Origin of the sequence: Sulfurimonas sp. (genome assembly GCF_023229025.1) — a bacterium.
Taxonomy (GTDB): domain Bacteria; phylum Campylobacterota; class Campylobacteria; order Campylobacterales; family Sulfurimonadaceae; genus Sulfurimonas.
Genome location: NZ_JALOAA010000048.1, coordinates 1 through 12134, shown reverse-complemented (window position 1 = coordinate 12134; position 12134 = coordinate 1). Strand labels below are relative to the sequence as shown.

The following is a 12134-nucleotide window of genomic DNA, read 5'->3' as shown; positions in this document are numbered from 1 at the left end:
TTTTAGAGTATAAAAATTCAATAACAAATGTTTTACATGTAGATGAGATGCAAAAACTCCCGGAAATTCTTATAAACCATGAAGAGTCAAGTGCGACTATCCATCTTTTTGAAGAGGAGAGGGATAGCGTAGTTGCTATACTCTCTCCAATTGCTCAAATGTATGATCTTAGAATTGAGGTAGTGGAACTTATAGAGGGCTGGCTAAGAGTGGAAATCAGAAGCAAGAAGTATGGAAATATATCTAAGTTCATATCCTCAGCCAAACAGCTTCTGCCAAATAGAGTTGTTGCCGCAACAAATATAGTGACATACATAATAGAAAAACTATCATCAAAAAATAAAAAAATTGCTTTTGCAGAGAGTTGCACCGGAGGGCTTTTAAGCTACTATTTTACGAAAAACAACGGCGCTTCAAAAATCTTAGAAGGCTCTTTAGTGACATATTCAAACGCTATTAAAGAGAATTGGCTTGGAGTAAATCCTAAAACACTACAGGAGTACGGCGCGGTAAGCAGCGAGGTTGTTGCCCAGATGAGTGATGGTGCACTAAGCGTAAGCAGTGCTGATTACGCTATTTCAATAAGTGGAGTAGCAGGTGATAGTGGCGGAACTAAGTACAAACCTGTTGGGACGGTATATATAGGTCTAAGAACTAAAACAGAGCATAAAGAGATTCGACTAAACTTAATTGGAGATAGAAACTATATCCAGCATCAAAGCACTCTTTTTGCGATTAAAATGTTGCTATTAATGGACAAAGAGATGTTTTTTTAAATTTTATATCTTTTTATCTTGACAATTAAAACCTATTTGCATATAATTTCGACCTCTTAACAAATAGAGGAAAATGTCTTGTTAGCTCAGCTGGTAGAGCACGTCACTTTTAATGATGTGGCCGATGGTTCGAATCCATCACAGGACACCAAAGCGGTGGTAGTTCAGTTGGTTAGAATACCTGCCTGTCACGCAGGGGGTCGCGAGTTCGAGTCTCGTCCACCGCGCCATTTTTTGATAATTTGCACGCAATATTTCGCTCACATACTTTAAGTATGCTACGCAAAATTTTACGCACAACTAATTCAAAAACACAATTTTAGGGCGTTTAGCTCAGTTGGTAGAGCGCTACCCTTACAAGGTAGATGTCACTGGTTCGAGTCCAGTAATGCCCACCATTTTGATTATTTGCACCAAAACTTCTAACTCACATACTTTTAGTATGCTTCGCTAGAACTTTAGGCACATTTAATGCAAAAAAACTTAGTTTTTTTACAAAGCCTTTTGTTTAAAATGAAAGTGACCCTTTCGTCTAGTGGCCAAGGACACTATCACTTCATGGTAGGGACAGAGGTTCAAATCCTTTAGGGGTCGCCATAATATAATTAAGGGCGCTTAGCTCAGTTGGTAGAGCGCTACCCTTACAAGGTAGATGTCACTGGTTCGAGTCCAGTAGTGCCCACCATTTTTTGATTATTTGCACTTCAGCTTTTAGCTCATGTACTAATGTACACTTCGCTAAAAACTTCAGCACAACTAATTCAAAAAACAACAATTATTTATTAAATTCTTGATTTTTGTTTTAATCAAGGCGGGTTCTTGAGTGAATGAGGAGCATAGTTGGACTATGTGACAATTGAGCGAAAGGTTCTAACGCAGAGAAAAGCAAAAAGCATAATTTTATGCGCGGTGGTAGTTCAGTTGGTTAGAATACCTGCCTGTCACGCAGGGGGTCGCGAGTTCGAGTCTCGTCCACCGCGCCACTACATTTTAGATTTTCCTATAAAAAACTTTTAGTTCCCCGTCCATCATACATATCTTTATACCTAAATGTTATAAGATTTTGCATAATTGCAAAGAGAATAATAAAATTTAAAAAACTGCTCCCACCATAGCTAAACATGGGTAGAGGAATACCTACAACAGGAGCATATCCAATTGTCATTGAAATATTTATTGCCATATATATAAAAAGCATAAACGATATAGAGATTGTTACAACTTTAATGTAGTAATCATTATAAAATAGACTTAAGCTAAAGAGGTGCAAAATAAGCATAACATATATAAGAATAATCCCAAGAGCTCCTAAAAAACCGCTTCTCTCAACAAGGTAAGCAAAGATAAAATCACTTGTAGATATAGGAAGAAATCGCATTTGTGTCTGTGTGGCTTCATCTTTTGATTTGCCTGTAAGACCCCCTGAGCCAATAGCTATCATTGACTGCTGAACGTGATAAGATGGTTTTTCGCTAAGAAAATCTTTAACCCTTGTCTTCTGATAATCATGTAGTAGAAATTTGTAGGCAATAGGGGAGAGGAGAAGGATTGAACTAATAATAACTGCCCATATTTTCCAATATACGCCAATAAAAAAGAGTACACCATACCCAATTAGAAGAAGAATCAAGGCAGTTCCTAAATCAGGCTCTTTAGCAATCAGGATAAATGGAAGAAGTATATAAAAACTGATTTTGAGAAACTCTTTTACTCTATATCCGCCTATTGGAGGAGGATTTCTATAAATAAGGTAAGCAAGCATTAAAATAAGGGCAGGTTTTACAAACTCAGAGGGTTGAATAGTTGCATTGATAAGGGGTATATCTATCCATCGCTGTGCCCCAAGTCTGGCATGACCAAAAAACTCTACTGCTAAAAGAAGTGCTATGTTTATCCAATAAATAAGCGGAATAACCCAACTCATTCTGCGTATCGGAAGTAAAAAAATGCCTAAAAAGACGAAGACAGAGACTCCAACATAAGCAATCTGTTTTTGTCCAAGAGTAGGTACGACTTCATTAATAAGCCAGTTTGAAGTAATAATAAGCGGTATTATTAAGATAATAGAAAAAAAATCAAATTGTGCTAAAATACGCTTATCAATTCTCCACAAATTTGAAACTCCATTAAAATTTTAGAAATTGTAACATAAAGGTTAGTAATATGAATAAAACCCAGAGTTATATTTGCGAGAATGTAGAACGCCTTGATACGTTTCTAACATCGCAGATAGGTCAAAGTCGCTCACAAATTGCAAATCTTATTAAAAAGGGGTGTGTGGAAGTTGACAAAAAAGTAGTTTCTCGTAGTGGTGCTAAGCTAAAAGAGGGGCAGACGGTTAAGGTAGAGTTTCCAAAAATAGAGATAAAACCTGTACCTGATATTGATTTTGATGTAGAGGTGCTTTATGAAGATGATGATGTTTTGGTTATAAACAAGCCAAGCGGACTTATCGTTCATCCTGCACCAAGCGTTAATGAGGCAACGCTTGTTGATTGGCTCAAATACAGAGGTGTAAGACTCTCAACAATAAGTGCAGAAGAGCGCAACGGGATAGTGCATAGGCTCGATAAAGGTACAAGCGGAACTATGGTTGTGGCAAAAAATAACGCTTCGCATGAATTTTTATCTAAACAGCTTCAAGATAAGAGTATGGGAAGATACTATCTAGCAGTTATAACTCCCCCTTTAAAGGATGAGTTGACAGAGGTGGAGATTCCTATTGCAAGAAGTCTAAATAATAGACTAAAGATGGCATGTTTAGAGCATGGAAAATATGCAAAGACGCTTTTTAAAAATCTCGCCCTAAGTAGTGATGAAAAAAATCAACTTGTTGCATGTAAACTTTTTACGGGAAGAACGCATCAGATTCGTGCTCATTTAGAGAGTAAAAATCGTCATATTATAGGCGATGATATTTATGCTCAAAGCCCTAAACAAGAGAAGTCGGAACGCATCTTGCTTCATGCATACATAATCTATTTTATTCATCCAAAGAGTAAAGAGAGAGTTACATTTTCTGTATTGCCGGATGCACAAATGATGAACTATATAAATAAAAAATTTAATACGGAGCAAATAGATGAAGTTATGGAAACTAGTTACATTATGCACAGCTTCGCTGCTGATTCTTAGCGGCTGTGGTGTAAAACCTACACCAAAAAAAGATGCGGTTATTGACGATACGCTGCCTACTGTAAAGCTTACAAAAAACGGGACAATTGTTGATATTAACGCAATAGCACTTGAGTGGGAACCTATAGGAGACCCGAGAGTAGAGGGTGTCTATATATATAAGGTAAATCTAGATGAAGTAAGAGAGAATGAGAATGACTATTATGATACTGTTGATAATCGTTTTTCTACACACTATCTAGATACAAACATCAAAGCAAACTCAAAATATGGATACTATTTTAAGACATATAGTGAAAAAGCAGAGTCAAAAAAGAGTAATATTGTCACATTGACATCTCTTACAAATCTGGAGTCGGTAACTTGGATTCATAGTATAGACTCTATGCCAAGAAGTGCAAAAATAATTTGGCGACCCCACAGCAATGAAAAAGTAAAATCTTATATTATTCAAAGAAGAACACTTGAAGATAGCAAATGGGTCGATATAGCTACCATCAATGGGCGATTAAATGCTGAGTACATAGATAAAAACCTAAAAGACAATTTTACATATAAGTACCGTATTCGCGCGCTTACTTTTGATAATCTCATCTCAAATCCTAGCCAAGAAGTTAATGTAGTAACAAAAGAGCTGCCAAAAGAGATAACGCAAATCACAGCCTCTACTGATTTGCCAAGAAGAGTAGAGATTAGGTGGGAGAAGAGTGACGCTCCAGACTTTTTAGTTTATAGAGTATATAGATCATCTGATATCAATGGAAAATATAAGATGATAATAGATACTAAAAATAACTCATACGTTGATTTGATAGAGGAGGACGGCAAAGAGTATTTTTATAGAGTCAGCGTTTTTGATAAAGATAAACTAGAGAGTGTCTATAGTAATCACTCTGTTTTAGGAAAAACCATGATTAAGCCAGAGACTCCCTCAATGGTTGAGGCAAAACTTACTGACGGTAAAGTTTTGTTGTCTTGGAATAGTTCAGACCCGAGAGTCAAGAGTTATAATGTACAAAAAAGATATAAAAAGAGTATTATAGAGAGCTCGATTGAAGATTTTGAAAATGTACGTGGATCTAAGTTTATAGACTCAGAGATTGAAGCGGGTAAGACTTACTACTATAGAGTTTTTGCGGTTGATGCAAACAATATTAAATCAGAACCAAGTATAGAGATTGAGCTAAAGATTGATGAAAATACAATAATTAAACATTCTAAAAAAACAGAGAAGGTTTTTCAACAACAAAACTATGAAGCTCCAGCAGAGACAAAAGAAGACATAATAGTACCAGTACAAGATTTTAACTAAAACGAGAATGAATGCCGCATCTACATATAGAAGAGTTTAAGGAGATAGAGTTTCCCTCTAGTAAAGATGGAGTCTCATTTGATTTTATAGCAGACAATATAAATCACAAAGAGGAGAGGCTCATCTCTGTTAAAGTAGAAGATGACGAGTTTTTTTTACTAGTTAAAAATGAAGAGGGGAGAAATCTTTTAAAGAGCGATAAGCTAACAAGACCGGCTTCAACATATAATGTTCATAAAGCGCTTGCAACTTACGCAAAAGCTGCCAATATAAATGTCATCTCATCAAATGTGCCTCAAAATCAAAAAAACATTCATCTTCAAGAGATAACGGCTTTAAAAGATATAAGCTATTTTGCGCAAAATTTTCCAAAAGATAGAGAGATTCGTATAGAGGTCGGCTTTGGCTCCGGTCGTCATCTTCTGCATCAAGCGCTAAGCAATCCAGAGGTGCTTTTTATAGGGATAGAGATTCACCACCCCTCTATAGAGCAGGTTTTAAAGCAGATAAAAATTAAAAATATTGAAAATATTCTTCTGCTTAGTTATGATGCAAGACTTTTCATGGAGCTTGTCCCTTCAAATATAGTAGATAAAATTTATGTTCATTTTCCCGTTCCATGGGATAAAAAACCGCATAGAAGAGTGATATCTACTACTTTTATAGAAGAGGCTAGGCGTATACTAAGAGTAGGCGGAACTCTGGAGCTAAGAACAGATAGTGAGAACTACTACGCTTACTCATACAGCACTTTTATAGAGTTTGACAGAACCACTCTTCATATAAGCAAGAACAAAGATATTGCAGTAAGTAGCAAGTATGAGGATAGATGGAAAAAGATGCAGAAGAATATTTATGACTTAAGCATGATAAATGATGAGGAGTCTTTAGAGCTAAATATTGAGGGAAGTTTTGATTTTTTAGATATTAATTTATTTAAGGATAATATACTAAAGCTTCATAAAGAGGTTCATAAATTTGATGGCGGATTTATCCATTTTGAGAGAATATACATGCTAGAAGATGGCGTAATGCTTCGTCTCTCTATGGGCAGTTTTGATAAGCCGGAGCACCTCTATGTTATAGTAAAAGAGGATATGGCTTTTTACTATCCGGCACTTCCTCTAAAGTCAAAGAGCAATCTTTGTGCACACCAATTTTTAAACAAGGTTCTTCATGGATAAGGTTATAATAGCTAAAGATTTGTCACTCTCATATTCAAGTAGTGAAACCATTATAAATAAGGCCGATTTTTCTGTAAATTCAGGAAGTTTTGTATTTATAACCGGTGCAAGCGGAAGCGGTAAATCAACACTTCTAAAATCCCTCTTTGGTGCCCTAAAACCAAAACAAGGCTCACTTGTAGTCGGCGGAGTTGAGTTAAAAGGTGTCTCACGCTCAAAGCTTAACTTTTTAAGGCGTCATATAGGAATTGTTTTTCAGGATTATAAACTTGTAAAGGAGTGGACAATTGATAAGAACATTATGCTTCCGCTCTTAATTAACGGTTACGTAAAAAATGTTGCAAGCAATCAGGTAGATAAGCTTTTAAAACATGTAAGATTAAACCATCAGTCCGGAAAATTTCCGCTTGAACTTAGCGGTGGCGAGCAGCAAAGGGCTGCAATGGCAAGAGCGTTAGCTCATAATCCGGTTTTGATTTTAGCAGATGAGCCAACCGGTAATCTTGATGAGTACTCCTCGCAACTAATTTGGAATCTGTTAGAAGGCGCAAATTCTCAGTTAAATACCACTGTAATAGTGGTAACACACAATATTCCAAAGACGCTAAATGTAGATTATAAGCATTTCCACATAGAGTATGGGAGCATTCATGAAGTCTGTTAGAAACCATCTCTCTCTTGTTATTGCACTTTTGAGTATTATCTTTTCAATGCAAGTCTATCTTATTGCGGAGCGTTCCATTGAAGCATATAGAGTAAATCTTGCACAAAACTACTCTGTCATTGCTGTTAGCAAAAAGAGATTGGAGCAAAATGAGATACTCTCTATAAACAACATTATCTCTGATGCCAAAGAGCTATCACCTGACTCTGTTATTGAGAAACTAGGCAGTGATATGAAGAGTTCAAACTTTGAACTTCTTAAACTTACTTTGCCTAAGTTTTATAAGCTAAGCCTAACCCATTATCCGACTCCCGATGAGGTTAAAAACTTAAGAAGAGATCTACTTAAAAATAGCTCTATAACAAAGGTAGAGGACTTTTCACACACTCATGATAAAACATATAAGCTTCTTTTGCTCTTTAAAAACGTAGTTGGGCTTTTTGCTATAGTTGTCTTTGTTGTTACTGTTTTACTTATTACAAAAGAGCTAAAAATTTGGCAGTATAAGCATAATGAGAGAATGAGCATTATGGGTCTTTTTGGTGCAGCTTTGTGGCTGCGCTCAGCAATTTTGTTTAGGCTGGCTATAGTCGATGCTCTAATAGCAACATTATTAGCTTTTGGTATCTTTACCTACTTAGCATCATCTCCTCTAATCTTAGAGCAGTTTGCCAATATTGGGATAAATATAGTCATATTTGATCAAGTTGATGACCTTTTACTTATCTTAGGTGTTGCCATGTCAATCTCTATACTTCTTGCATCACTAATTGTATTGGGTCATAAAGAAGAGGCATGATTCGTTTACTAATAATATTTGCATTAATATCTTCTCATTTATATGCAAAAACAAGTGTTGATGCCAAGATAAAAAAAACAAGTTCGGAAATAAGCTCTGTTGCCAAAAGCAAAGAGGAGATAAGCAAGAAAATGGATGAAATTGCTCAGGCTATACTGGAGCAGAGAAAAGAGATTGACACTCAGCATAAATATCTAAATAGATTAAAAAATGAGCTTCTTGAAAAAGAGGGCAGTCACAATGAGAATATCAAAGAACTAGAGGGGCTTAAAAGCTCTCAGACAAAGTTAAAAGAGGAGACGCAAGAGCTAGAAGAGGAGTTGGTGTTTACAATAGCTCAAAGCGTATCCTTATCTATCATACTTGAAGAGGAGTATAGTGCTAGTGCAGAGTCTCTAATGGAGTACGAAGTTTTAGAACTCATGCTTAAAAATGCCAAAGAGAAGATAAAAGATTTAAATGAAAAGTTTCACAACAACTCAAAAAATATAGATATATTAAATAAAAAAGTAACTTCTCTAGAAGAATCTATTAAAAATATTGATGAAAAGAGGAGGGAACTTCAAAAGACTAAAAAAGCTAATGAGGCATCTCTGAAAAAGTTAGAGAAAACAAAAATTTCTTACAAGAATAAGTTAAAAGATATTTTTAAAAAGCAAGACTTGCTAAAGAAAACCTTATCTAAATTAAACATCATAAAGATAGATGAGTTAAAAAAAGCCAAAGAGGAGGCAGCAAGAGCTAAAGCTTTTGATGCAAAGGAGATTATTTCAGAGGATAATCTGCCTAAAGTAAAAAATCATGGAAGTAGTTATCAGGCTGCTAAAACAAAAAAATACACAGGCCAAAAGACAATAGCGCCATTTGAGCCATATAAGATTACAAAAAAGTATGGAACTTATACAGACCCGATTTACGGCATAAAAGTCTTTAATGAATCAATATCCCTACAGCCAAATGAGAGAAATACAAAAGTCAAAACAGTCTTTAACGGCAAAGTTATATATGCGGATAGAACTCCGGTTCTTGACAATATTGTTATTGTTGAACATGACAATGGGCTCCATACAATATATGCAAACTTATCTCAAATAGCACCTGATATACGAAAGGGAAAAAAGATTAAAAAAGGGTACACAATAGGGCGCGTCAATGATGAACTTATCTTTGAGGTTACTCAAAAATCCTTTCATATTAATCCTATAAGACTTTTTCAGTAAGATTATAGAGAGTTTTAAAATATTTTAAAACTTTTTTTTGATATTATATTTATATTATAAAATAACAGTTTGCATTTGTGAGTTTTTATTTTAACCTTAAGTGTAAAAAGAGCCAACGATGAATGATAATATGGATACTGAGAGTCACAGAAAAAATGAGCTCTACTACAATCAGATGCTTAAAAATAGAGGAACAAAAAGAGCTCACAAAGAGAGAACCAACTCTGCAAGCCCCTCTTTCTCTTCACAAAAAGTAGAGTTTAGCGACTATGTTTTTGTTATAGAGGGGTATGAGGGTATCTTTTATACTCTATATTTTCTAACTGTTCCCTATATAACAGGCGCTATCTTTCTCTTTTTCTTTGTAGCAGGCGGAAATTATGATAATTTTAAGCTCATGGAGATGAATGCATTTTTAATTATTTGGCTAATAGGGTATGAGATAGTAGCAACTATTATTTTAATTGCTATTTTTATATCATTTTTAAAGTATGAGAAAGATTTAGATAAAAATAGCAAGCATCGAAATCACTACTAATTTTAGATATAATTTCAAAAAAAATTTATAGGTATGCGAAAAAATGAACTTTATTCAAACCCGCGGATGCGATGAAAACAGCCCAGAAAGTGTAACATTCTCAGAAGCCATACTAAGCCCAATTGCTTCATTTGGCGGTCTGTATGTGCCAAAGACTCTACCAGAGCTTGGCGAGAGATTTTTAACAAAACATTTAAACTCCTCATATAAAGAGCTAGCTTTTGATATGCTGGAGCATTTTGAGATAGATATTGAAAAAAATGTCATTAAAAAAGCGCTTACTCTTTATGATAAATTTGATACTCCAAAAAATCCGGTTCCTGTTGTAAAAGTCAAAGAGAATCTATATATAAGCGAACTCTATCATGGTCCAACACGTGCTTTTAAAGATATGGCACTTCAGCCTTTTGGTGTTGTTTTATCTTCAATTGCACAAAAAAGAAGCGAGCACTATTTGATTCTTGCCGCAACAAGCGGTGACACGGGTCCTGCAGCACTGGAGACCTTTAAAAACAGAGCAAATGTTCAGGTTGCATGCCTTTATCCGGAGGGCGGAACAAGCGATGTTCAAAGACTGCAAATGGTAACAGAAGATGCAAAAAATCTAAAAGTTATCGGGATTAACGGTGTTTTTGATGATGCGCAAAACGCACTTAAGAGATTGTTAGCTTCGAGTGAATTTAAAAAGGCATTAAAAGAGAAAAACATTCTTCTATCTGCTGCAAACTCCGTAAACTTTGGGCGTATTATTTTTCAGATAATTTACCATATTCACAGCTATTTAGAGCTTGTCCGCCAAGGGGCAGTAGAGATGGGTGAGAAGGTTTACCTAAATGTTCCAAGTGGAAATTTTGGAAATGCTTTAGGTGCATATTATGCATGGAAAATGGGATTGCCGGTAGAGAAAATAATTATCTCTTCAAATGAGAACAATGTTTTAACAAAGCTTATAAAAACAGGAAAATATGATTTAAGAGATTTAAAAGTCGTAAATACTACTTCTCCGGCAATGGATATACTCAAATCATCAAATATTGAGAGAATTTTGTATGATATGTTTGGTGCTGATAGAACAAAAGAGTTGATGCAGAGTCTTGAAGAGAATCACTTCTATGAGCTGAGAGCTGATGAACTTGCATCTCTTCAAAACTGTTTTGATGCAGATTTTTGTACCGGTGATGAGGGTAAAAAGTATATAAAAGATACCTTCCATAAACATGGCTACCTTATGGACCCACATACAGCTACATGTATGAAATCATATGAGACATGTTCAAAAAAAGATATAAAAACTATCGCGTACTCAACTGCAGAGTGGACAAAGTTCTCGCCTGTGATTGCAAATGCACTAACAGGAGAGGTTGATGGCGAAGATTTAAAAGCATTGCTTGCTATCTCCAAAGAGGCAAATCTCAAAATACCAACTATGATAAAAGAGCTCTTTAGTAAAAAAATCACTCAAAGCACTGTTATAGAAAAAGAGGATATCGAAAAAGAGATTTTAAGATTTCTCTAAATCATTTTTTAAACTATTTCTATTTTCTAGCGGTATAGTTATGGTGAATTTTGCACCGTAACTGCCGTTTACAACACTTAGTTTTCCTTTACAGTGATCTTCTACTATTATTTTTGACATGTATAGCCCAAGACCGGTTCCGTCTTTTGATTTTTTAGTGCTAAAGTACGGTTCAAAAATTTTATCTATTATATCTTTGGGGATACCTCCAGCGTTATCCTCAATAACTAACTCTGCAAACTTACCGCTTTTGTACCCTTCTATCCAGATTGTAGGATTTTGAGTCTTTTTTTCTACCAACACATCCTCTGCATTTTTCAATATATTTAAAAGTACCTGTTTGATTTCAGAAACATAGGTATTAACAAATATGTCATCCTCTATAGTGTTGTTATAGGAGATATGTTTTGCCTCTAATGTCGGGGCAATAATCTTAAAACTCTTCTCGACAATATCTTTTAGCTCTTGAACATGAAGCTCCTTGTCTGTTTTAAAAAAATCCCTAAAATCATCTATTGTTAAGGAGAGATGTTGAGCTAGCTCATCAATTGAGTTTAGTTTTTCTTGAAAAAAATCTGCTTTGTAGTTATCCATCATGATATCAAGAGAGAGCGTACCTGAGACTGCAGAGATAGATGCTAAGGGCTGTCGCCACTGATGAGCAATCATACTTACCATTTCGCCCATAGTTGCAAGTCTTGACTGGTGAATAATTTGCAGCGTTTTTTCTTCATTTTTAGCAACTTCAGCTGCAACTAATTCCTTGAGGTTTTTATTTATATCTCCAAGTTTTTTCGTTTTTTCTTTTATCTCTTTTTCAGCGGGCATAAATATAAAAATAGCTTGAGCAATTAGAAGAAAAATTAAAAGTACAAAAAGAACAATTTTTACTAGTAAGGTGTTTTTTATCTCCTCTTCACTCTCTTTTTGAACTTTTAAAACGTAATCATCTATATTTTTAATAAGTTTTTTGTACTGTACGCTAAGAAG

At 35.1% G+C, this 12134-nt stretch carries 11 protein-coding genes and 6 tRNA genes; 15 read left to right on the top strand and 2 right to left on the bottom strand.

Annotated features, from left to right (window positions below):
• The 7 genes from M0Q20_RS09905 to M0Q20_RS09875 all read left to right on the top strand — a co-directional run.
• Positions 1-776: CinA family protein (locus tag M0Q20_RS09905; RefSeq protein ID WP_295061338.1), on the top strand; the 776-nt coding region annotated here is incomplete at its 5' end.
• A gap of 75 nt (positions 777-851) precedes the next feature.
• A tRNA-Lys gene (locus M0Q20_RS09900) sits at positions 852-927 on the top strand.
• A gap of 2 nt (positions 928-929) precedes the next feature.
• Positions 930-1006: transfer RNA gene (locus tag M0Q20_RS09895), tRNA-Asp, on the top strand.
• Positions 1007-1098: 92 nt separating this feature from the next.
• Positions 1099-1174: transfer RNA gene (locus M0Q20_RS09890), tRNA-Val, on the top strand.
• Between the two features lie 123 nt (positions 1175-1297).
• Positions 1298-1373, top strand: a tRNA-Glu gene (locus M0Q20_RS09885).
• A 12-nt stretch (positions 1374-1385) separates the two neighbouring features.
• Positions 1386-1461, top strand: a tRNA-Val gene (locus tag M0Q20_RS09880).
• A 221-nt stretch (positions 1462-1682) separates the two neighbouring features.
• Positions 1683-1759 (top strand) — tRNA-Asp (locus tag M0Q20_RS09875).
• A 17-nt stretch (positions 1760-1776) separates the two neighbouring features.
• On the opposite strand, the gene M0Q20_RS09870 is transcribed toward M0Q20_RS09875, so the two are convergent.
• On the bottom strand, positions 1777-2889 hold the full coding sequence (locus M0Q20_RS09870; RefSeq protein WP_295061335.1) for an FtsW/RodA/SpoVE family cell cycle protein: 1113 nt from the start codon (positions 2887-2889) through the stop codon (positions 1777-1779).
• Between the two features lie 50 nt (positions 2890-2939).
• Between M0Q20_RS09870 and M0Q20_RS09865 the strand changes: the two genes are divergently transcribed.
• The 8 genes from M0Q20_RS09865 (at position 2940) to thrC (ending at position 11144) form a co-directional block, all read left to right on the top strand.
• On the top strand, positions 2940-3911 hold the full coding sequence (locus tag M0Q20_RS09865) for an RluA family pseudouridine synthase (protein ID WP_295061332.1): 972 nt from the start codon (positions 2940-2942) through the stop codon (positions 3909-3911).
• Positions 3859-5223, top strand: coding sequence for a hypothetical protein (locus M0Q20_RS09860; protein ID WP_295061329.1), 1365 nt, complete (start codon positions 3859-3861; stop codon positions 5221-5223). Before M0Q20_RS09865 ends, M0Q20_RS09860 begins: the two co-directional genes overlap by 53 nt.
• Before the next feature lie 11 nt (positions 5224-5234).
• On the top strand, positions 5235-6407 hold the full coding sequence (gene trmB, locus M0Q20_RS09855) for a tRNA (guanosine(46)-N7)-methyltransferase TrmB (RefSeq protein WP_295061326.1): 1173 nt from the start codon (positions 5235-5237) through the stop codon (positions 6405-6407).
• Positions 6400-7071 carry an ABC transporter ATP-binding protein gene (locus M0Q20_RS09850; protein ID WP_295061323.1) on the top strand — a complete coding sequence of 224 codons (672 nt, stop codon included), beginning with the start codon at positions 6400-6402 and terminating at the stop codon, positions 7069-7071. The genes trmB and M0Q20_RS09850 overlap by 8 nt, the downstream gene beginning before the upstream one ends.
• Positions 7058-7870, top strand: coding sequence for a cell division protein FtsX (locus M0Q20_RS09845; protein ID WP_295061321.1), 813 nt, complete (start codon positions 7058-7060; stop codon positions 7868-7870). The genes M0Q20_RS09850 and M0Q20_RS09845 overlap by 14 nt, the downstream gene beginning before the upstream one ends.
• Complete coding sequence (locus M0Q20_RS09840; RefSeq protein ID WP_295061318.1) at positions 7867-9090, top strand: murein hydrolase activator EnvC; 1224 nt, start codon at positions 7867-7869, stop codon at positions 9088-9090. Before M0Q20_RS09845 ends, M0Q20_RS09840 begins: the two co-directional genes overlap by 4 nt.
• Before the next feature lie 118 nt (positions 9091-9208).
• Positions 9209-9628, top strand: a complete 420-nt coding sequence (locus M0Q20_RS09835; protein ID WP_295061317.1) for a hypothetical protein — start codon at positions 9209-9211, stop codon at positions 9626-9628.
• Between the two features lie 43 nt (positions 9629-9671).
• Positions 9672-11144, top strand: coding sequence for a threonine synthase (thrC, locus tag M0Q20_RS09830; RefSeq protein ID WP_295061314.1), 1473 nt, complete (start codon positions 9672-9674; stop codon positions 11142-11144).
• On the opposite strand, the gene M0Q20_RS09825 is transcribed toward thrC, so the two are convergent.
• The coding region (locus tag M0Q20_RS09825; RefSeq protein ID WP_295061311.1) for a HAMP domain-containing sensor histidine kinase at positions 11130-12134 on the bottom strand (1005 nt) is incomplete at its 5' end. The genes thrC and M0Q20_RS09825 overlap by 15 nt on opposite strands.